Origin of the sequence: Haloferax sp. KTX1, assembly GCF_902410085.1 — an archaeon.
Classification (GTDB): Archaea; Halobacteriota; Halobacteria; order Halobacteriales; family Haloferacaceae; genus Haloferax; species Haloferax massiliensis.
This window is the reverse complement of record NZ_CABPRH010000011.1, coordinates 73,863-95,646: the sequence shown is the minus strand read 5'-3', so window position 1 is coordinate 95,646 and position 21,784 is coordinate 73,863. Positions and strand designations below refer to the sequence as shown.

At 68.9% G+C, this 21,784-nt stretch carries 16 protein-coding genes; 7 read left to right on the top strand and 9 right to left on the bottom strand.

Translation table 11 applies throughout. The features are described from left to right. The first annotated feature begins 6 nt into the window (after positions 1–6). Both FY251_RS16330 and FY251_RS16325 read left to right on the top strand, forming a co-directional pair. Positions 7–501 carry a hypothetical protein gene (locus tag FY251_RS16330; protein WP_148416185.1) on the top strand — a complete coding sequence of 165 codons (495 nt, stop codon included), beginning with the start codon at positions 7–9 and terminating at the stop codon, positions 499–501. Then, complete coding sequence (locus tag FY251_RS16325) at positions 498–1,520, top strand: hypothetical protein (RefSeq protein WP_148416132.1); 1,023 nt, start codon at positions 498–500, stop codon at positions 1,518–1,520. Before FY251_RS16330 ends, FY251_RS16325 begins: the two co-directional genes overlap by 4 nt. A gap of 15 nt (positions 1,521–1,535) precedes the next feature. Here the strand turns inward: FY251_RS16325 and FY251_RS16320 are convergent, their stop codons facing one another. From FY251_RS16320 to FY251_RS16295, 6 genes are all read right to left on the bottom strand, one after another. After that, positions 1,536–2,525, bottom strand: a complete 990-nt coding sequence (locus tag FY251_RS16320; RefSeq protein ID WP_148416131.1) for a MoxR family ATPase — start codon at positions 2,523–2,525, stop codon at positions 1,536–1,538. Between the two features lie 102 nt (positions 2,526–2,627). Further along, positions 2,628–3,533 carry a DUF4350 domain-containing protein gene (locus FY251_RS16315; RefSeq protein WP_148416130.1) on the bottom strand — a complete coding sequence of 302 codons (906 nt, stop codon included), beginning with the start codon at positions 3,531–3,533 and terminating at the stop codon, positions 2,628–2,630. Next, positions 3,534–3,809: a hypothetical protein gene (locus tag FY251_RS16310; RefSeq protein ID WP_089776679.1), complete on the bottom strand. Its 276-nt coding sequence runs from the start codon at positions 3,807–3,809 to the stop codon at positions 3,534–3,536. Between the two features lie 76 nt (positions 3,810–3,885). Continuing rightward, a complete protein-coding gene (locus tag FY251_RS16305) occupies positions 3,886–5,175 on the bottom strand; it encodes an ABC transporter permease (RefSeq protein WP_148416129.1) in 1,290 nt (429 codons plus the stop codon). Next, entirely contained in the window at positions 5,168–6,403 is a 1,236-nt protein-coding gene (locus FY251_RS16300) for an FtsX-like permease family protein (RefSeq protein WP_148416128.1), read from the bottom strand. Before FY251_RS16300 ends, FY251_RS16305 begins: the two co-directional genes overlap by 8 nt. Then, positions 6,396–7,145: an ABC transporter ATP-binding protein gene (locus FY251_RS16295; RefSeq protein ID WP_148416127.1), complete on the bottom strand. Its 750-nt coding sequence runs from the start codon at positions 7,143–7,145 to the stop codon at positions 6,396–6,398. Before FY251_RS16295 ends, FY251_RS16300 begins: the two co-directional genes overlap by 8 nt. A gap of 159 nt (positions 7,146–7,304) precedes the next feature. Here FY251_RS16295 and FY251_RS16290 point away from each other — a divergent pair, with 159 nt between their 5' ends. Continuing rightward, complete coding sequence (locus tag FY251_RS16290) at positions 7,305–7,832, top strand: metal-dependent hydrolase (RefSeq protein ID WP_148416126.1); 528 nt, start codon at positions 7,305–7,307, stop codon at positions 7,830–7,832. A 44-nt stretch (positions 7,833–7,876) separates the two neighbouring features. Here the strand turns inward: FY251_RS16290 and FY251_RS16285 are convergent, their stop codons facing one another. Next, the gene (locus FY251_RS16285) at positions 7,877–8,971 is read right to left on the bottom strand and encodes a cell surface protein (protein ID WP_148416125.1); all 1,095 of its coding nucleotides are present in this window, start codon (positions 8,969–8,971) and stop codon (positions 7,877–7,879) included. Positions 8,972–9,083: 112 nt separating this feature from the next. Then, positions 9,084–15,815, bottom strand: coding sequence for a PGF-pre-PGF domain-containing protein (locus FY251_RS16280; protein WP_148416184.1), 6,732 nt, complete (start codon positions 15,813–15,815; stop codon positions 9,084–9,086). A gap of 514 nt (positions 15,816–16,329) precedes the next feature. Here FY251_RS16280 and FY251_RS16275 point away from each other — a divergent pair. The 4 genes from FY251_RS16275 (at position 16,330) to FY251_RS16260 (ending at position 20,626) form a co-directional block, all read left to right on the top strand. Further along, positions 16,330–16,581 carry a hypothetical protein gene (locus tag FY251_RS16275; RefSeq protein WP_089776685.1) on the top strand — a complete coding sequence of 84 codons (252 nt, stop codon included), beginning with the start codon at positions 16,330–16,332 and terminating at the stop codon, positions 16,579–16,581. A gap of 511 nt (positions 16,582–17,092) precedes the next feature. Continuing rightward, a complete protein-coding gene (locus tag FY251_RS16270) occupies positions 17,093–19,348 on the top strand; it encodes an NADP-dependent malic enzyme (RefSeq protein ID WP_148416124.1) in 2,256 nt (751 codons plus the stop codon). Positions 19,349–19,450: 102 nt separating this feature from the next. Beyond that, entirely contained in the window at positions 19,451–19,648 is a 198-nt protein-coding gene (locus tag FY251_RS16265) for a hypothetical protein (protein ID WP_004967129.1), read from the top strand. A gap of 78 nt (positions 19,649–19,726) precedes the next feature. After that, positions 19,727–20,626 (top strand): universal stress protein, encoded by a 900-nt coding sequence (locus FY251_RS16260; RefSeq protein ID WP_148416123.1) that lies wholly within the window; start codon positions 19,727–19,729, stop codon positions 20,624–20,626. A gap of 46 nt (positions 20,627–20,672) precedes the next feature. Here FY251_RS16260 and FY251_RS16255 read toward each other — a convergent pair whose 3' ends face one another. After that, positions 20,673–21,707 (bottom strand): sodium:calcium antiporter, encoded by a 1,035-nt coding sequence (locus FY251_RS16255; protein ID WP_148416122.1) that lies wholly within the window; start codon positions 21,705–21,707, stop codon positions 20,673–20,675. Between the last annotated feature and the right edge of the window lie 77 nt (positions 21,708–21,784).

The window sequence follows — 21,784 nt, the reverse complement described above, 5'->3', positions numbered from 1 at the left end:
ACACCTGTGAACCAGCGCAAACGGACGATTCGAACCGTGTTGGACGCGAACGAACTCACGCCCATGGACGCGGCTGGCGTCCTCTGTTTCACCCTCGCGGTGAGCCTGACGGACGGGCTGTGGGGCGTCGCCGGGGGCGTCCTCGTCCTCGCCGCGGCGGCGGCGAGCGAGGGGCCGCTCGCGTTCGTCGTCGCCCAACTGACCGCCGTCTCGCTGTTCGGAGACGCGGGTCTCGTCGCGGTCGGAGCCGCGCATCTCGCCGCGTTCCCGCTTCTCGCGAGCGCCGCGTGCGCGTGGCCGCCGGACCGCGCTCGGCTCGCTCGACTGGCGGCGGGCTACGTCGTCGCCCTCGGGGTCGCGTGGGCGCTCTGGACGACGCTCCGGTGGGCGTGGCAGGCCGCGCTGGTCGCCGCCGTCCTCGCGGCGGCGGTCGCCTACGGACTCCACCGCTACGAGCGCGTCGCACTCGGCCTCGTCGGCGCGATGGAGGCCGAGCGATGAGCGCGGACGACGCCCGCGACCGAGACCGGGAGTCGGCGTTGGCGAACGGTGAAACCCGCGCCGTCGTTTCGGCCGCGACCGACGACGGCGGCGAGGGTCGACCGGACGCCGACGAGGCGGGGGCCGCCCGCGCCGAACTCGTCGACCTCCGGCGCGAGAACGCCCGACTCAGACAGCGCTACGAGGCGCTCAGAAGGGGCCGGTACCGGCAGACCGCCGTCGCGCTGGCCGCGCTCGGCGTCGCCGGCCTGCTCGGCGGCGCGCTGTTTCCGCCCGTCCGGGAGACGCTCGTCGTCCTCGGCGCTATCGGGCTGTTCGCCGCCGCGGTGACGCGCTATCTCAGCCCCGAGCGGTTCATCCCCGTCGGCGTCGGGTCGGCCGTGTTCGGCGCGCACGCGCGTAACCACGCCGCCGTCGTCGACGAACTCGGCCTGCAGGACGCGGCCGTCTACGTCCCCGACGCCGACCGCGACGGCGTTCGCCTGTTCGTCCCGGAGCACCGCGACTACGCGCTCCCCGACGCCGAGGCGCTCCGCGACACCTTCGTCGTCACCGACGACGACGACGCCCGCGGCGTCGCGTTCGACCCGAGCGGCGGCGGCCTGTTCGACGAGTTCGCACGGAGCCTCGACGGCCCGCTCGGCGACGACCCCGACGCGCTGGCGCGACAGGCGACCGACGCCCTCGTGGAACTGTTCGAACTCGCCGAGACCGCGACCGCCGAGACCGATGCCGCGGACGGTCGCCTGACGGTCCGCGTCGAGGGCTGCCGGTTCGCCGCCGCCGAGACGTTCGACACGCCAGTCGCGTCGTTCGTCGCCGTGGTCGTCGCCCGCGGCCTCGACGCGCCGGTCGTCACCGAGGTCGCCGCGGGCGAGGAGACGGACTTCGCCGTCACCTGCCGGTGGGAGGTCGAAGACGGTGACGGCGATGAGCCGTCAGCTGACGCGGCGTCGGAGACGGAGAACGAGGCCGGAGAATCGGTGACCGGAGAAACAGCGGCCGACGAGCGCCGATAACGACCCGGGTCGCGCTCAGTCGTCGTCGCCCGCGACCGAGGGCGTCGTCGACCCGTCGAGACTGACTTCGGGCGTCGGCACGGTGTCGACGACCTCCTCGACGACGTCCCGGGGGTCGCGCCCGCTGATGTCCGCCTCGGTCCCGAGGACGAGGCGGTGCGACATGATGATGGGAGCCAGTCGCTTCACGTCGTCGGGAATCACGTAGTCGCGGCCGCGAATCGCCGCGGCGGCCTTGCCGGCCCGCAGGAAGGCCAGCGAGGCGCGGGGCGACGCGCCGAAGTCGACCGCGGCGTGCGTCCGCGTCGCGCCGACGAGGTCGAGGATGTAGTCGAACACCTTGTCGTCGACGTGGACGCCCGTGACGACCTGCCGGGCCTTCCCGATGTCGGCGTCGTCGATGACGTTCGAGATGTCCGAGGGCTTGAGCGACGGCGAGCGGTCGAACCGTTCGAGGATCTCCCGCTCGTCGGCCCGCTCCGGGAGGTCGACGACGACCTTGAACTGGAAGCGGTCGCGCTGGGCCTCCGGGAGGTTGAACGTCCCCTCGTACTCGATGGGGTTCTGCGTGGCGACGACCATGAACGGGTAGGGGAGTTTGAGCGTCTCGCCCTCGATTGTCACCTGTCCCTCCTCCATCGCTTCGAGGAGCGCGGACTGGGTCTTCGGCGTCGCGCGGTTTATCTCGTCGGCGAGGACGACGTTCGAGAACACCGGCCCCCGCTGGAGTTCGAACTCGCCGAGGTTCTCGCGGTAGATGTGGGTGCCCGTGATGTCGGCCGGCAGCACGTCGGGCGTCATCTGAATCCGCTGGTAGTCGAGGTTCGCGGCGTGGGCGAACAGGTTGGCAATCGTCGTCTTGGCCACGCCCGGAACCCCTTCGAGGAGGACGTGCCCGTTCGTCAGCAACGCGATGGTGAGCGCCTCCATCGCGTCTTCGTTCCCGACGAGGAGTTGCGACGTCTCGTCCAGGATGGCCTCGTAGACCTCTTCGGGAGCACTCATATAGCACTCACTCGGAACGGCGGCCACATATAACTGCGGTCTCGGTCGCCCGCGAGGCGAGCGGGGGCCGACCGCGCCGAGCATGTCGAGCGCCTCGACGGCCTACGAGAGCCGTCCGCGCCGGGCGACGAGCGCGACCGCGCCGACGGCGAGGCCGCCGAACAGGAGTTGCAGCGCGCCCGACCCCCGGAGCGCCCGAAGCGCGACCTGCAGGGGCGGACGCTCCTCGGCGTGCGAGAAGTCCAACACGACGGTCTGTCGGTCGGCCGCGAGCGCCGCCGCGAACGCCCGGTTGTCCGGCCGGTCGAGCATCGCGTTGATGAACACGCTCGGGTCGCTCACGACGACCACGTCGCCCGCGCCGAGGCGCTCCGTGGTCACGACCGGATGCGACCGGAGCGTCTCGGCGTCGTCCAGTTCGCCGTCGTCGTCGCGGTCGAGATACGAGAAGTTCGACGAGCGGACGAGGACGGTGCTCTCGTTCGCCGTCACCGTCGCCGGGTGGTTCAGCGTGAGTTGCGTCACGTTTCGGGTGAGCGGGTCGGCGGCGACGCGCGTCACCACCGGGAGCGCGCCGGACCGATACTGGTGGCGGTCGTCGCGGAGCGGCGTCCGGTCGATGCGCGCCGACGCGCCCAGTCGGGCGAGCAGGTCGTTGCCGTGCGGTCTGAAGTCGTCGGCGACGACGACGGTCCCGCCGGCGCGGACGAACGACTCGATGCGGGCGGCCTCGGCGTCGGTGTAACCCCGCTCGGGCGAGATGACGAACGCGACGGTGCCCGCCGGGTCGACCGCGTCGTACTCGGTGGTGTTGTAGACGACCTCGGTCTCCGCGCCCGCGTCGGCCGCGACCCCGCGGACGCCGGAGCCGCCGTCCCACGCGGCGTTGAACGCGCCGTAGGTGGACGACGAGGTGCCCGCGCCGACGCCGACGCCGACGAGCATCGCGACGAGGAGCGCCGCGGCCAACAGGTGCGGGTAGCCGACCTCGCGGGAGCCGAGACGCACTCAGAACACCCCCGGCGGGAGGATGTCGAGGACGCGTCTGACCACGATGTAGCCGAAGGCGACGAGGCCGCCGCCGATGAGCCACAGGAGCCGTCGCCGCCACGCGGGCGTCACCGCGACCGGCGCGGTGAGTTCGACGACGACGAGGAAGCCGATGAGGGACACGACGAACACCAACTCGTAGGACAGCGCGTCGAGGAGGACCAAGACGAGGGTCGCGCCGAGCATCCAAGCGAGTTGGGCGCGGACGAACCGCTCGCGTCGTGCCGTTGCCATGTACGGTCGTGGACGGGGCGGGATAACTAAACTATCGCTTGCGGGGGTCGGAAGCCCCCCGGACGCCCCGCCGCGACTACAGGTGGTCGAGCGGCCGAATCCCGGCTATCTGCCGGCTGACCGCGAGCGACGAGACGAGGCTCATCACGAACGCGATGGCGAAGCCGCCGACGAGGACCGTCTGCGGGAGGACGACCACGTCGCCGAAGCCGACGAGGAGCCGGGCCAGTCGGTTCAGGCCGACCGCCGCCGGGAACGAAAGCGCCACTCCGAGCAGGCCGCCGAGCGTGCCGAGGACGAGCGCCTGCGCGGCGAGCGTCAGCGACAGCGTCGACGACGACGTGCCGAGCGCCTTCAGCGCGGCGAGCTCCCGCGTTTGATGGTAGACGTGCGACAACAGGACGTTCACGCTGAGCGCCAGCCCCGCGAGGAGCGCGAGGAAGACGAGGCTCCCGCCGGCGGCCATGATGACCGCCTGGTCGCGCAGAATCTCCGCGAGCTGTTCCTGATTCGTCCGCACGTCGTAGTCCGGATAGTCCGCTTGGATGTCGGCCGCGACCGCCTCGGGGTCGGCCCCGTCGGCGACGGTGAGCGTCATGAGCGTGGCCGTGTCCGCGCCGGTCGAGCCCGTCACCTCCTGAAGCTCGCTCAGGTGGACCACGACGCTCGGCGTGCCGAGGAACCGCGAGAACGTCGGCGAGATACCGACGACGGTGAACTCGTTTTCGCGGGCGATGCCCGTGGTCCCGCCGACGTACAGCGAGTCGCCGACGGAGACGTTCATCATCTCGGCGGTCCGCTGGTCGATGACGACCTCGTGAGTCATCGGCCCGGTGTAGTTGCCGCCGGCGTAGTGGACGTCGGTCCGATTGAACCCCGTGCCGTTCGTAATCTGGACCGACCCGCCGCGGGCGGGCGCGCCGACGCCGACGAGCGTCTCGTAGTCCGACTCGTCGGACCTGACGTACACCGTCTGGAACGACATCGGCGTGACGAGTTTCACGTCCTCGCGGGCCTCCAGCTCGGCGTCTAACCCGTGGGCGTCGACGATGGTGTTCTCGAAGCCGCCGACGCCGGTCGGCGAGAACCGGACCGGGCCGCCGGTGATCCACACGTCGCGGCCCGCCGCGTCGAACTGCTGTTGGCCCGTCTGCATCACGCCGATTCCCGTCCCCGCCAAGAGCGTCGCCGCGAGGACCGCGAGCGTGATGCCGAGGACCGTCAGGACCGTCCGCCCGCGGGCGTGAGAGAGCTGCGAGAACGCGATTCCCGCCGACGCGCGGACGCGGGAGAGCCGCGGGAACCGCGACGACTCCGGAAGTGTGCTCGCGTCCGAACCCCGGTTCGGGTCGGCGTCCTCAGTCATGCGACATCGCCTCCAGCGTCGGCGTCCGCCAGGTGAGCCACGCCGGGTACACCGAGGAGACGAGGCCGATGAGCGCCGCGACCGCGACGCTGTAGCCGACGAGCACCGGGTCGAACAGCGCGACCTGCACCCCGAGTAGCTCCCGCGTGATGGCGTTCGTCAGGTGGATGCCGCCGATGCCGGCCGCGACGCCGACGACGCCGCCGACGGTGGCGACGACCACCGTCTCGGCGACGACGAGCAGCATCTGCGAACTCGTCCGGTAGCCCATCGCCGAGAGCACGGCGAGATTGCGGCGGTCCGCGTTGACTTCGAGGCCCATCATCGTGGCGACGAACAGGACGCCGACGAGGACGGCGACGACGAGCGAGACGGCGGCCATCGCCAGCGGGAGACTGGAGGTCGACGCGCCGCGGACGGCGAGGCCGGTCTGCGTGACGACCGAGGTCCGCGGGTAGAGCGTCTCGATGTCGGACCGCACGCCCGCCGAGTCGGTGCTGACGAGCAGTTGGTCCGCGAGGTCACCCTCGGTGGCCCCGGTCATCGTCTGCAGCTCCGAGAGGTGGACGAGCGCGACCGGGACGGGCCCGACCCCCGACGACAGCGACCCCTCGCGGACGTCGGCGACGGTGAACGTAGCCCGCGACCCGCCGACGCTCGCGGTCACCTCGTCGCCGGCCGAGACGCCGAGGAGCTCCGCGGCGGCGTCGTTGAGGACGAGTTCGCCGGTTCGGGGACCGTCGTAGCTCCCGTTGGCGTAGTGGGGGTCGCCCGGCGTGAGCGCCTCCGTCGAGACGCCGACGACCGACGTGGGTTCCTCGGGCGGGATGATGCCCGCCGCGAGGACGTACTCGTCGGTCGAGCCGTCTTCGGGCGCGAGCGTCACCAACTGCGTCTGGACCGGCGTGGCGTAGTCCACCCGCTCGTCGCGCGAGAGTCGGTCGGTAATCGCGTGGGTGTCGCCGAGTTGGGGGCCGCCGACCGAGACGGCCACCGACGAGGCCGTGCTGGCCTCGGGGACGACCCAGTAGTCGACGCCCTCGCTCTGGATGGCGTTTTCCGCGCCGAGGCCGAGGGCGATGCCGCTGACGGTCGTCATGAGCGTCACGGCGAGGGCGACGCCGAGGACGCTCAACAGCACCTGCTTCGAGGAGGTGGTCCGCAGGCGACCGAGGACGCGCCGGCCCGCGAGGCCGACGACGCCGAACAGCCGGTGTCGCCTAGCCATCGCTCACCACGTGGCCGTCGCGGAGGCGGACGACGCGGTCGGCCCGCTCGATGACGTGTTCGTCGTGCGTGGCGACGACGACCGCCCGTTCCGTGGCGGTCTGTTCGATGTAGTCGAGGACGCGCTGGCCCGTCTCGGTGTCCAACTCGCCGGTCGGCTCGTCGGCGATGAGCACCGCGGGGTCGGAGACCAGCGCGCGGGCGATGGCGACGCGCTGTTGCTCGCCGCCGGAGAGTTCGCCCGGCTTGTGGCCGGCGCGGTCGCCGAGCCCAACCTGTCCGAGGAGGTCCTCGGCGCGGGCGCGTCGGTCGCGCTTCGACACGCCGCGCTCGATGAGCGGGAGCGCGACGTTGCCGCGGGCCGAAAGCGAGGGCAACAGGTGGAAGTGCTGGAAGACGATGCCGATGGTGTCCCGGCGGAGTTTCGTCCGCCCGCGGTTCGACAGCGACCGGACGTCGGTGCCCGCGACGCGGACGTCGCCGCGGGTGGGCGCGTCGAGCGCGGCGAGGAGGTGCAACAGCGTGGACTTGCCGCTCCCGCTCGGGCCGGCGATGGCGACGAACTCGCCCGTCGAGACCGAAAGCGAGACGCCGTCGAGCGCGCGGACCGTCGGGGCGTCGGACCCGCGGGAGAAAAACGAGTCGGAGCCGCGGGTGTACTCGCGGACGACCCGCTCGCAGCGGAGGGTCGCCGCCGAGTCCGCCGCGGCGGGAGGACGGTGTTCGGAGACCGAGTCAGACATACTGCCACGTGGTCCCCGACGTGACATATACTTGGTGCGTGGTCGCCGCGCCGACGGGGGGCGACGCCGACGCGACTCGACGAACGTCCAGATTCGCGGGGCGGCGTCGGCTCGCGTCGTCCCCACGGTTGAATAGCCTCGGCGTCGTCCACCTCGGTAGTGTTCCCAATCGGCCACCTCGCCCTCGGATATCTCTCGGTCGCGCTCTTCCGGGTCGGCCGTCGCCGCCCGCTTCCGACCGAGTGGACGCTGGCCGCCGCGCTCGTCGGCTCGCAGTTGCCCGACCTCATCGACAAACCGCTCGCGTACTACGGCGTCCTCGTCAGCGGCCGCTCGCTCGGTCACTCGCTTCTCGTGATGCTGCCCGTCCTCGTCGTCATCGTCGGCGTCGGCTATCGGCTGGGCTACGACGAGCACGCGGCCGCCATCGTCGTCGCGACGTTCTCGCACTACCTCGGGGACACCTACCGGGCGCTTCTCGCCGGCGACTGGAGCGCGATGCAGTTCCTCCTGTGGCCCCTGTTCCCGGCGACCGACTACCCCGCGGACTCGATTCCGCCGTGGGTCCGCGTCCTCGAATCGCTGGGCGACCCGCGGTACAACCTCCAGTACGCGCTCGCGGTCGTCGCGTTCGGCATCTGGCTGGTCAACCGACTCGACCGTCGGCGAGCGCGAGCGGAGCGCTAGACCAGCGGGGCGGCGAAGAAAAGCGGGGGTGACGCGGGTTCCGATTAGCTGACGAGTCGCCGACCGACCGCGAAGACGACGAGCGCGCCGAACAGGAGGTACGGTGCCGTGTTCGGGACTTCCGAAGAGGTCGTCGTCTGGGCCGTCGCCGTCGTGGACTCGCTGGGCGTCACGACGCTGTCGGTCGTCGTGGTCGCCGTCGAATCGGTGGAGTCGTCCGCCGAGTCGGTGGAGTCGTCCGTCGAATCGGTGGAGTCGTCCGTCGAATCGGTGGAGTCGTCCGTCGTCTCGGCGGTGTCGGTCGCCGACGTCGACGTGTCGTCGGAGTCGGACGTGGTCGTCGCGGTGTCGTCCGTGTCACTGTCGTCGTCATCGTCGTCGTCGGGCGTCGCCGTGTCGTCCGAGTCTGACGACTGTTCGGTCACCTCGACCGTCGAGGCGTCGCTCACGCCGATGAGTTCGTCCTCGCCGAGCGCCTGGTCGTCGCCGCGGACGACCGCGTACAGCGAGTAGTCGCCGGCGTCCAAGTCGTCGGTGGAGACGGACGCCGAGTAGTGCGTGTCGTTGACCGACGAGGCGTCGACGCGGACGTTCTCGGAGTCGTCCGCGAGGACGACCTGCACGGCCTCGGCGGATTCGCCCGACTCGACCTCGTCGAGTTCGACGGTCACGTCGAGGTCGTCGGACCGCTCGACGCTCTCGGCGGCCTGCGTCGAGACCGCGTAGGCGCGGATCACGAGGGGTTCGCCGGCGTAGACTTCCTCGGTCGACTGGTTGCCGACCACGACGGCGTAGGTTCCGGGTTCGAGTCCACCGGTTCCGAACTCTTCGGTCGCGTCGCCGGTCGCGGGCGCGGACCGCCGGATTCGCTGTTCGGAGTCGAGAATCGTGATCGCGTAGTCGCTGTCGCTCGGCGCGTCCACGGAGACCGAAACGGTGTCGCCGGCGTCGGCGCGGCCGACTTGGGTGACGGTGAACTCGCCTTGCGAGGTCGAAACGGTTCTGTCGACGGTGTCGATGGAGCCGTCGATATCGATATCGTAGTCGCCGTTAGCCCCCACGGCCGGGGGTGCGACGGCCGCGAGAAGCATCGCGGCGACCACGAGAACGGAGATCGAGACGCGAGGTCGTAGCATCATCGTTCGTTTTGCCCACCTGTGGTAAAAGCTTGTAGGCAGTTCGTCGCACTATCCGCGGGCGTCGCTGGTCGGGTCGAAAGATGAAGGAGAGACGAACCGCGCGGCGCGGTCGTTAGTCGTTCCGGCGGACCGCGAGGAGCGCGGCCGCGAGGAGCGCGACCACGGCGAGCGCCGCGCCGAATCCGGGAATCGGGGAGTCCGTCGTGCTGCTCGCGGCGGTCGTCGTGTCGTCGTCGAAGCCGGGCGTACTGGACGCCGTGGTGGTGTCGTCGTCGGCCGGCGTCGTCGTCGTCGCGTCGTCGTCGTCGGTCGGCGTCGTCGTGACAGCCTGCCGCGACGTCACGGCGAAGTACGAGAAGCCGGGCGTGTCGGCCTCGATGACGACCGCGCCGTCACCGCTGTTGACGACGCGGGTTTCGAGGTCGTCCCACGAACCGGCGTCCTCGTTGAACCGCCGGACCACGAGGTCGGACGACTCGATGCCGAGTTCGTCGAGCCGGCTCTGTCTGACGGTGAACCGGAGGGTCGACTGGCGGTCGCGCGCGCTGTCGGGAACGTCGATGCGCACGTAGCTGACGGCCGTGCCGCCGGGCTGTCCCACGCTGCCGGGGACTCCCGAGCGTTCGCTGACGATGACCTCGCCGGTCGTCTGCTGGCTGAACGTGATGCTCACCGCGGAGACGCCCTGCCCGCCGTCGAACCGGGCGTCGAAGCCGCGAGCCGAGAACAGCCGGTCGCTGTCGGTCGTGTCGTCGTGGGGGAGGCCGCTACCGCCGCCGCCGCCGCCGCCACCGCCGCCGCCGACGTTCGCCTCTTCGACGGTGATGCTGCCGATCGTGACGTTGTCGACCTGCAGGTCGTACGTGCCGGCGTCATCGATGGAGACGGAGTACGTCAGCGTGCCGGAGGAGCCGGGGCCGACGGTGACGCTCTCGGTGGCCAGCGTCGCACTGCCGGCCGTGAGCGCCCTGGTGTACGTCCCCTCGGCGGTGCCGGTGTTGTTCACGCGCACCCTGACCGTGAACGTCTCGTCGGTGTCCACGGTCGCCTGCGAGATGGAACTCGCGCCCGCGTCGATGCTGAACGCCGGGGCACGCTCCGAGACGGAGACCGTGTCGATGGTCGTGCCGTCGAACGCGTAGACGTAATCGCCGGTTCCCGGCGGGGTGTCGGTGAAGGTGAACGTCCGCTGTGCGCCGGAGGCGAGCGAGGTCGAGATGTTCCCGACCGCCGTCCCGTTCCGGGTCACGGTGCCGGAGACGTTGCCGCTCGCGCCGCCGAGGTTACCGAGTTTGACCGTGACGGTCGCCTGCTCGCCGTCGACGAGCGACGTCGGACTGACCGACGAGTCGCTGAGCAGTTGGATGTCGGCGGTCGGCGAACTCACGCCGAGCGCGTTCGTCGCTGTCGTACCGTTGACCGCGACGGTGTAGGTGCCCGCGTTCGTCGGCTCGATGACGAAGCTCACGGACTGGTTCGCACCGGCGGCGAGGGCCACAGGCTTCGTGACGCCGAAGTCGGTGGTGCCAGCCTGACTGGTGCCGGTGACGCCGACGTCGAGCGAACCGGACTCGTCGCCGAAGTTCTCGGCCCGCGCGGTCACCTCGACCGGGTCACCGGTCTGCACGCTGGTCGCGTTGAGTTCGACGGACGTCACTGCGATGTCCGGACCCTGATTGACCGAGAACGTCGTGTCGTTCGTGGTCGTGTCGCCGTTGTTGTTGGTGACGCGAACGCTGAGTTGGTGTTCGCCCGAGTCGATCTCGGACGAGTTGAGTTCGAGCGTCGCGCCGGGGTTCGGGAACACCGTCGCGTCGTCGGTCACGTCCTCGCCGTCGACCAGAAGCGTCACCGCGGAGGCGTCGATGCCGCTCTCGGGGTCGGTGTAGTTCACTTCGACCGAGAAGTCGGCACTGCTCTCGAAGGTGGCGTTCCGGGAACTGACCCGCGTGACGTTCGGTGCCGTCAGGTCGGGCGCGACGCTGAAGTTCACCGTCGACGCGTTCTCGTTCCCGCTCTCGTCGGCCGCCGAGACGGACACCGTGTGGTTGGTGCCCGGTTCGAGACCGGTCTCGTTGAGCCGGACGTTCGAGAGGTCGTCGAGGTTCGCCTCGCTCGTGACGTCGGTCCCGTCGAAGGAGACGGTCACGCTGCTGAGGTTGACGCCGCTTTCGGCGTCGTCGACGCTCGCGGTCACGTTGACCGAGGTCGTCGTGTTCGAGAGTTCGTCGCCCTCTGTGGGGGTCGAAATCTCGACCGCCGGCTCGGCGTCGTCGCCCGCGACGCTGAAGTTCGTCGTGCGGACGGCCGTGTTGCCGGCCCCGTCTGGCACGCGAACCGTCAGGTTGTGCGTCTCGTTGTCGCCAACCGCGACGGTCGTGTTGAACCCGGTCGAATCGAGCGTCGTCGCGGACGTGATGTCCTGTCCGTCGTACAGGACGGTGACGTTCTCCGCGTCGATGCCGGTGTCGTTCACCGGGTCACTCGCCTCCTCGTAGGTCGCGTTGAGTTCCACCGCGTCGGTGCCGAACGGGAAGGTCGTGCCGTCGGCCGGGCCGATGGACGTGACCGTCGGCGATTCGCGGTCGTCCCGCACGGTGAAGTTGACCCGCTCTGTCGCCGTGTTGGCGGTCAGGTTCGTGTCTGACGCCTCGACGGTGACGGTGTAGTTCGCCGGCGGGAGCGCGGACGTGGTGTAGTTGACCGACTCGTTCGTGACGGTCGCGTCGTCGGTCACGTCCACGTCGCTGACCTGTCCGTCGCTGTCGAGCGTCACCGACACCGTAGACGCGTTGACCTCCACGTTGTCGGAGAGCGTCGCGTTCACCGACACCGTGTTATTGACCTCGGAGAACGCAGCGCCCTCCGTCGGGTCGTCGTAGCTGATGGTCGGCGCTTCGGTGTCGTTTTCGACCGCGCCGTAGGTCGACAGGCCGGTTCGGGTCGCCACGTAGTAGTCGCCCGTGACGCCCGGGACCGGGTCGGTCTGCAGCGTCGTCGGCAGCACTCGGGTGCCGCCGCGCTCGATGTAGACGATGTAGAAGCCGTTGCCGGTGGTGTCGAGGTCCTCGCTGAAGCCGTAGGTGACGTCCTCTATCTGGTCTTCGGTGAGTCCGGCGTTGGCTTCGAGGTACTTCGTCGCCGCCGTGCCCTGCGAGAGCGCGTTCGGCGGGACGTTCGTGTCCGTCAGCGTGACGACGGTCTGCCCGGCGGGCAGGTCCGCGTCGTCGCTGGCGTTGATTCGAATGAACGTGTCGCCGCTCGCGCTCACGAGCAGCACCGACGACTGCTCCGAGAAGTTGTGGCTCTCGACCGTCGCGGTACTGGAGTCGCTCGCCGTGTTGCCGGCGAGGTCGGTCCCCGTCACGTCGAGCGCGTACTCGCCGGACGCGGCCGTGTCGAGTTCGGCGGTCCACGTCGTCGAGTCCTGCTCCGTGAGGGTCAGCGACTCGACGTTGCTGTTCGGGTCGGTGAGTTCCGCGTCGGGGGTGCCGGCGAGCGGTTCCGTGCTCGCCACGGTGACCGACAGGTTACCGGACGCGGTCGTGTTGAGCGTCGCGGTGAGTCCGGGGTCGGTCGTGTCGACCACGACGGGGGCGCTCCGTTCCACGGTAACGTCGTTGTCACCGAGGTCGGTGGCGGTCGCCGTCATCGTGTAGTTCCCGTCGGGGAGCGCCGACGCCACGTCGAGCGTGTGGTTTCCGGTCCCCTGGTCGGGCGTCCGTTCGAACGTCGCCGTCACGCCCGAGTCGGACTCGAACGCGTACTCGACGGTGACGCTCTCCGAGGTGCTGTAGGTGACGTCGACGCTGCCGTTCGTGTGGACGTCGTCGGTCGTCCCGTCGACGGCCGACACGTCGTAGGTCGGCTCCTCGTTGTCCACGCAGACCGTGGCGTTGTCGACGCCGGTGTTCCCGCCGGCGTCCGTGCCCACGAGCGTGAGGTTGTAGGAACAGCTGGAGACGGTCTCGCCGTCGTCGTTCGTGCCGTCCCACTCGATTTCGAACTCGCCGGTCGAGCGGGCGAGCGAGGTCACGTCGCGCGTGTACACCTCGTCCCCGTCGTCGTTACGGACGACGAACGCCGCGGATTCGAGGTTGTCGTCGGCGCTGTCGAGCGTGATGTCGATGGGGTTGTTCGCGCTCACGTCCTCGTCGTCCTCGACGTAGTCGGGGTCGAGCGCGAGACTCGCGGTCGGCGCGGTCTCGTCGTACTCGAACTCGAACAGCCGCGAGGTGGCGTGGCCGGCCTCGTCGACGACGGTCAGTCTCGCGGTCGTCGGCCCCTCGTCGAGCGAGACGCCGAGTTCGGAGACGTTGATTTCGAGCGTCGAGTTGTCGTTCGTCGTCGCGCCCGAGAGGTCGACGGTCGTGCCGTCGACGACGAGCGTCGTCGCGCTGGCGTTGATTCCGGACTCCGCCGCACCGTTGCGGTCGTCCGCGAAGGACGCCGTGATGGTGCTCGACGGGCCGGCGACGTCGGTCGGCGCGACGCTCGTGACGCGCGGCGAGGAGACGAAGTCGAACGTGAACGTCCGGGTGATCGTGTTCCCGACCGCGTCGGTCGCGTTGACCGTCAGCGTCGTCCGCCCCTCGTCGAGTTCGTCCGTCGGGACGGTCGCGCTGCCGTCCGCGTCGAGCGAGAGCGGCTGCGGGCCGTTACCGAAGTTGTAGGTCGCACGACGGATGTTCGACTCGTCGCCCACGTTGAGCGTGAGGTCCGTTCCGAAGGGTACCGCGCCCTGTGCGGGTTCCGGAAGCGTGACGTGCGGCGGGAGCCGGTCGCGCCTCGTGACCGTCAGCGTCGAGTCGGCCTCGACGCCGTTGACGGCGACGGTGAAGTCCCCGACGTCGTCGGAGCCGAGCGCGGTCGGCGCGAGCGCGGTCACGTTCCGCGTGACCGTGGAGTCGGCCCCCACGACGACGGTTCGGGTGGTGTTGTAGACCTCCGTGTTACCCTCGTCGTCGGTCGTCGTGTACGTGAGCCGGACCAGGTCGGAGCGACCACCGGTGTTCTCGACGGTCGCCGAGACGGTGTACCGCTCGGTCGTGTTGATGCTCGTCGGCTCGACGCTGACGTCGGTCACGCTCGTGTTCGCGGGCGAGATGACGCGGACGGTCCGCGAGACGAGTTCGGCGTCGTCGGTCGAGAGCTCGTCGATGGAGACGTTGTAGATTCCGGGGTCGTCGAACGAGGTCGTGAAGCTCACCTCGGTCGACTCGCCGGGCCGGAGCCCGCCGGTGTCGGACGGCGACTGCGCCTCGCCGTCGACGGTGAGCGCCGCCTCGTAGCTCCCGTTGACGTCACCGACGTTCTCGACGGTCGCGTTGGCGACCACGTCGCCCCCGGGAAGGACCTGCTGGGGCTCGACGGTGAGGTTGCTGTACTCGAAGGTCGCCGGCTCGAACACGTCGAGCGCGAGCGCGGCGTCGGCGAACGCCTCGCCGTTCGTCGCGTTCTTCGACGCGGTGGCGTTGTACTCGCCGGCCGTCGAGACGGTGGCGACCGCGACGCCGTTGGCGTCAGTCTGGACGGTCGTGTCGCCGACGGTGACCGTCGCGTTCTGCACGGCCGCGCCGGTGTCCTCGCGCGTGACGGTGAACTCAACGTCCTCGCCCGCGACGGGCGTGGTCGTGTTGGCCGTCAGGTTCAGTTGGACGCTCTGGGCGACCTGTAGCGGCGCGCGGTTCGTCACCGACTCGGTGCCCGACAGGTTCGTCGCCACGTGCATCACGACGTAGTCGCCGGGCGTGGCACCGTCGGGGACGGGGACCTCGACTGTCGTCCGGTTCCCCGCGACCGTGGTCACGACCGAACCGTAGACGGTCGCGCCGGGGTCGACGACGGTCACGTCGTCGAACCGCGACGTGCTGTCGTTGAAGCGGTCGAAAATCGACACCGCCGTCTGGCTCCCGACGAACGACCGCGAACCGGGCGTGACGCCCATGACGTTCGCGTCCGTCGACAGCTTTCCGGTGCCGTTCACCCGCGCGATCTGCGTTTCGAGCGCGATGTTCGACCGGTCGGTCGCGTTGATGGTCTGCTCGTAGTTCGAGAGGTCAGACTCGTTGAAGATTGCGACGGTGTGGCTGACCTCGGTCGCGTCGAGCGACGAGGCGTCCACGGTGACCGTCACGTTCTGGCCGTTACCCGCGAGCGACGGCGTGCTCACCGACGACGACCCCTGCTGGACCGGGAGGGCGTCGACGCCGACGAAGGTGACGTTGCCGTCGGTTTCGAGGTTCCCGTCGCCGTCGGCGTCCGAAAAGCCGCTCCCGTCGTCGACGGTGACGACGGCGAGCATCCACATGCCGGACTCGTCGGGCGTGAACGCGAACGAGTTGTCGTTTTCCGTTCCCGTGGTCTCGCTGACGACCGAGGCGCTCACGCTGTCGTCGCTCGTGAGCGTCTCAGCGACGCCGGAGATGCTCCGCGGAACCGACGCGCCTCGTTCGAGTTTGGCCGCGACGAGTTGGACATCTTGGTCTTGGATGGCTCGGGGAGCACCGGCGCTCGAACCGGAGAACGTGAACGGAACCTCCTGTCCCACGTCGTACACGTACATCGGGTTCTTCCGGAGGGACTGTTCCTGCCCGTCTACCTGTACGTACGTGTTAGTCGACTGGACCTGGTACGCCGCGGCCGAGTCGAATCGGGAATCGGTCGTGTCCGGCCGGAGCGTCAGGAACGCCCCGTCCCAGACGCTGATGTTCTCCGACGCCTGCGTCAGTTGGTCGCCGTCGACCGTGTCGAGTTGGTTAACGGGCGGTCCACCCAGCTGTGCCTCACCTGTGGTGGTCCCGACGCTCGCAGATACTGGCCCTGCGATAACCGAGAATACCACGATGAGCGCGAGTGCGAGACTCAACCCCTGTTGGGAGAGCCTGCGGTAACGACTCATATCTCACTCAACAAATACGAACGCCATAATACTTTTGAATGTAAAACTTTCTGAAAAATCGACTCGTAGTCACGGACGACCCTCACGCGGTCGAAATCACTCCCCGTCGACGCGGGGCCACAGCGTCCCCATCGGCGTCGCGCAACTACTGATACTGTCAGTTACAATAGCGGCGGCATCGGAACCGCGTCGTCTCATCCGCGGCGAGGGAGCGCCGCGAGGCGACAACGGCGGGCGACGTTCGAGTAATCGGCGGAGGTGTAACGGGCATATACCCATCACACTTCGGGGCGGCCGCCGTCTGAATGCGTCCGCGAGCGCGCGAAGACACCCGTCTCGCTTGTTGGGTAACGATTATCATGTTGGTCGTTGGAGTTGTAGTCGAAACTCGACAGGATATCTCAAGAGGTGGGTGAGATACTGCTCGGAGCCGCTACAGAGTGTGGGTTGTCAACGAATGGTTAACAAGCGATACGAAGCAGGAGAGAACGTACCGACGGATATCTGCTCGGCTCCCGCTGCCGAGGATGCGCTGACGTTCGCCGTTCCGGTCGAGGTCTACCACGGCTACGGGAGCGCAAAGCACGTCTATCCGACAGAACAGATCGAGCGCATCTCTGACCTGTTCGCCACGGACGGTGACCCCGACGAGATGACCGTCGCAGACGAGGTTCGCCTCTACACGATTCCGCACGACGCCCTCCGCTGAGCGCGACGCCGCGTCGCGGGCGTCTGAGAGGCGAACTATCCGTGAGCTGATGGTCGACTATCCGGACGAATGCGCGCCGATATACCAGTAAGCCGACTAGACAGCTGGCTGACTGTCCCCTCGGCGACGCGTCGGTCCTCGTTCGAGTCGGTAGCTCCGGCTTTCGACTTCGTCCCGTCTAAACTGGCGAAGAACACACTGCGGGCGTCAGTCAGCGGTCGAGGGCCAGCGGTTCGGTTCCGACGCAGTGACTCGACGCACGCGAGTCGACGCGCCGTCAAACGCATCAACTACACATATAGTTCCGATAGTTGAGTAATAGTTATCACGGTGCTCGTTATATATGTGACTGAAACTTGAACAGTGTGTCCCCGAAGAGTGGACGGGGAGAGGCGCTGCTCAAGATAATGAAAAATGGTGTGGATTGTCAACGGATGGTCAGTGTGACTCCCGTTGGCGAGGCGCTGTCGGAGCGAAGGGACTACTTACCTGACCGTACCCATCACGAGCAATGACGCTCGAAGACGACGCCCGAGACTACCATCGGCGTCCGCCCGCGGGGAAAGTGGAGATAGCGACGACGAAGCCGACGAACACTCAACGCGACCTGAGTCTGGCGTACTCGCCGGGCGTGGCCGCGCCGTGTCTCGACATCGCCGACGACGAAGACGCCGCCTACGAGTACACGGCGAAGGGCAACCTCGTCGGCGTCGTCTCGAACGGCTCCGCCGTGCTCGGTCTCGGCGACATCGGGGCGCAGGCGTCGAAGCCGGTGATGGAGGGCAAGGGCGTGCTGTTCAAGCGCTTCGCCGACATCGACGTGTTCGACGTCGAGTTCGACCACGACGACCCCCAAGCGTTCGTGGAGTCGGTCGCCGCGATGGAGCCGACGTTCGGCGGCATCAACTTAGAGGACATCAAGGCACCGGAGTGCTTCGAAATCGAGGAGTCCCTGCGCGAGCGGATGGACATCCCCGTGTTCCACGACGACCAGCACGGCACGGCCATCATCTCCGGCGCGGCGCTCCTGAACGCCGCCGACATCGCCGACAAGGAGCTGTCGTCGCTGAACGTCACCTTCTCGGGGGCGGGCGCGGCCGCGACCGCGACGGCGCGGTTCTACGTCTCGCTGGGCATCCCCCACGAGAACATCACGCTGTGCGACATCGACGGCGTCCTCTCGGAGTCGCGGGCCGAGGCCGGCGAACTCGACGAGTACGCGGAACCGTTCGCCCGCGGCGTCGACGACGGCGACCTCGAAGACGCCATCGAGGGCGCGGACGTGCTCGTCGGCCTCTCGGTCGGCGGCATCGTGAGTCAGGAGATGGTGCGGTCGATGGCCGACAACCCCATCATCTTCGCCATGGCGAACCCGGAGCCCGAAATCGCCTACGAGGACGCGAAAGAGGCCCGCGACGACACGGTCATCATGGCGACGGGTCGCTCGGACTACCCGAATCAGGTCAACAACGTTCTCGGCTTTCCCTTCATCTTCCGCGGCGCGCTCGACGTGCGCGCGACCGAGATCAACGAGGAGATGAAGCGCGCGGCCGCCGAGGCGCTGGCGAACCTCGCCCGACAGGACGTTCCGGACGCGGTCGTCAAGGCCTACGGCGACGGCCCGCTGCAGTTCGGCCCCGACTACCTCATCCCCAAGCCGCTCGACCAGCGCGTCCTCTACGAGGTGACGCCGGCCGTCGCCGAGGCGGCCATGGAGAGCGGCGCGGCCCGCCGCGAGCGCGACCTCGACGCCTACCGCGAGGAGTTGGAGGCGCGCCTCGGGAAGTCCCGCGAGATGATGCGCGTCGTCCTCAACAAGGCGGCGACGAACCCCAAGCGGGTCGTCCTCGCCGAGGGCGAAGACGAGAAGATGATTCGCGCCGCGAGCCAGTTGGTCGAGGAGGGCATCGCCGAACCCATCCTCGTCGGCCGGACGAAGGAGATTCTCCGGACCGCCGAGGACCTCGGCCTCGACTTCGACCCGACCATCGCCGACCCCGAAAGCGGCGAGTGGAACCACTACGTCGACCACCTCTACGAGCGCCGCCAGCGCAAGGGCCTCACCCGGACGGAGGCCGCCGAACTCGTGCGGGGCGACTCGAACTACTTCGCCAGCGTGATGGTCTCGATGGACGACGCGGACGCGATGCTGACGGGGCTGACTCACCACTATCCGTCGGCGCTCCGCCCGCCGCTCCAGATTATCGGCACCGCCGACGACGCCGACTACGCCGCCGGCGTCTACATGCTGACGTTCCGGAACCGGGTCATCTTCTGCGCCGACGCGACGGTCAACCTCGACCCCGACGAGAACGTGCTCGCCGAGGTGACGAAACACACCGCCGAACTCGCGCGGCGGTTCAACGTCGACCCCCGCGCGGCGCTGCTCTCGTACTCGGACTTCGGGAGCGTCACGAACGAGGGGACGCGCAAGCCCCGCGACGCGGTCGAACAACTGCACGCCGACCCCGACGTGGACTTCCCGGTCGACGGCGAGATGCAGGCCGACACCGCCCTCGTCGAGGAGATGTTGACCGACACGTACGACTTCGCGGAACTCGACGATCCCGCGAACGTCCTCGTGTTCCCGAACCTCGAAGCGGGTAACATCGGCTACAAACTGCTCCAGCGCCTCGGCGGCGCGGAGGCCATCGGCCCGATGCTCGTCGGCATGGACAAGCCGGTTCACGTCCTCCAGCGCGGCGACGAGGTCAAAGACATCGTCAACCTCGCGGGTGTCGCCGTGGTGGACGCCCAAGCCGAGTAGCGCGCTCCGACCGGAGTAGCTCGGCGGTCGACGTCACACCGCGGCCGCCCGCTCGGTCGCGCCAGCACGAGAGATTAAATATATTCGGGCGAGTCAGGGAGTATGGTCGAGTTGGGTACACACACGTCGGCGTCGGAACGCCGGTTCGCACTCGGATGGGTCGGGATGGCCATCGTGATGTCGCTCGCGGTGGCGGCTATCGACTTCCTCGAACTCCCGTTGCAGACGGTGTACGTGTTCGCGGCGGGCGTGACGCTTCGGGAAGCCATCGGACTGGCGGTCTGGGCGCTCCGGCGCTGACCGCGGGGGTGCGGTCGAATTCTCACCCCGCGGCGGCCACCCGCCCCGCTTTTGTGAGTTCGCTGAGAATACCGGGCCATGTTCGACCGACTCCTCTTTCCGACCGACGGGAGCGACGGCGCGGACGCCGTCCTCGACCACGTCGTCGACATCGCCGCCGCCTCGGACGCGACCCTCCACCTACTGCACGTCGCCCCGGCGGAGCCCGAGCGGCGCCCGAGTCTGCGCGGCGAGGGCGACGACGCCGACGGTGATGGCTCCGAGCGCCGCCGAAGCGACGGCGAGCGGTTCGTGAGCGACGCCGCGGCCCGCGCGTCGCAGTCCGGCGTGTCGGTCGTGACGAGCGTCGAACGCGGCGAGCCGTATCGGGTCATCACCGAGTACGCGACCGAACGGGACGTCGACCTCGTCGTCATGCCGACCCACGGGCGGACGGGGCTGAGCCGACTGCTCCTCGGGAGCACCACGGAGCGCGTCGTCCGTCGGTCGGACGTGCCCGTGCTCACCGTCCGACCGGACGCGGCGACCGACCTCGCGTACCCCTACGCCGACGTGCTGACGCCCACCGACGGGAGCGCCTGTGCGACCGCCGCGGTCACGTTCGGCGGCGAGTTGGCGGCGGCGACCGACGCGACGCTCCACGCGGTGTCGGTCGTCAACGTCGCCGCCTTCGGCGCGGACATCCGCGGCCCGCTCCTCATCGACGAACTCGAAGCGCGGGCGAGCGACGCGGTCGACGCGGCGAGCGACACGGCGGCCGCCCTGGGCGTCGAGACGGTCAGGAAGTCGGTCGGCCGCGACGTGTCGATTCACGACGGCATCCTCGCGTACATCGACGAACACGACGTCGACCTCGTGGTGATGGGGACCCACGGCCACACCGGCTTCGACCGCTACATGCTCGGGAGCGTCGCCGAGAAACTGGTCCGGACCTCGCCGGTGCCGGTGGTGACGGTCAGAGAGCCGCGAGACGAGTAATCGGCGGTCGGCGCAGACCGTCGGTCGCGGTCCCCGCTACCGCCCGTCAGTTCCGAAGCAAACTCGTGACGCCCGCGGTCTCGGCGATAATCCACCCGACGAAGACGAGGTACGCCGCGCCGAGCGCGTAGCACTCCAGCCGGGTGAGCGACAGGTCCGTCCGGAGCAGGCCGAAAAGCAGGACGGTCGCCAGCGTCAGCACGCCCAGCATGGGGACGGCGACGGCGAAGTCGACCGGGACGCTCCCGACGATGAGCACGCCCACCGGGATGGCGACGAGCAGGTCGAACGTGTTCGACCCGAGGACGTTGCCGAGGCTCGTCGCGCTGTTGCCGTCGGCGGCCGAGCGGACGCTGACGAGCGTGTCGGGGAGGCTCGTCGCGGCGGCGACGACGGTGACCCCCGCGAGGAACGTCGGGACGCCGAAGGTCGCGCTGAGCGACTCAACGCTCCCGACCAGTTGCTCGACGCCGACGAGGATGACGAGGAGGCCGCCGAGGAGCCGCGCCCACTCGCGGCCGACGCCGTCGGCGACGCCCGCCTCCTCGCTTTCGTACTCCGAGACGTCCTGCCACTGGATGAACAGGTAGAGGCCGTAGAGGAGCAGGGGGATGAGCGCCACCGGGCGGGTGAGCTGTCCCGTCAGCGCCGGGCCGTCGGGCGCGGGGAAGTAGATGACCGCCAGCGAGAACGTGACGACGAGCGTGGCGACCGCGACCATGTAGAACTGCGCCTCCTTGTAGACGACGAGGCGGCTGGTTTCGAGGTCGCCGTCGGTGGCGAGCCCCGACAGCGCCGGAATCACGAGGATGTTGAAGATGGCCGAGCCGACGATTGCGCCGACGCCCATGTCGAAGACGCCCGCGCTCGCGGCGATGGCGACGCTGGCGAACTCGGGGAAACTCGACCCGAGGGCGACGATGATGGAGCCCTGCACGACCGCGGGAAGGCCGTAGTACGACGCGAGATGGTCGGCCGATTCTTCGAGCCAGCCGCTCCCGACCCAGATGAGCCCGGTCGTCAGGAGAATCACGGCGACGTTCGCGAGCGGCGACGACGGGAGGAGACTACCGAGGACCATTGGAAGCCCGTTCAGCGACGCGGAAAAAGAAGCCACCGACACGGGGTGGTCGCCCGCGCGGTGGGCTCGGTCGACGG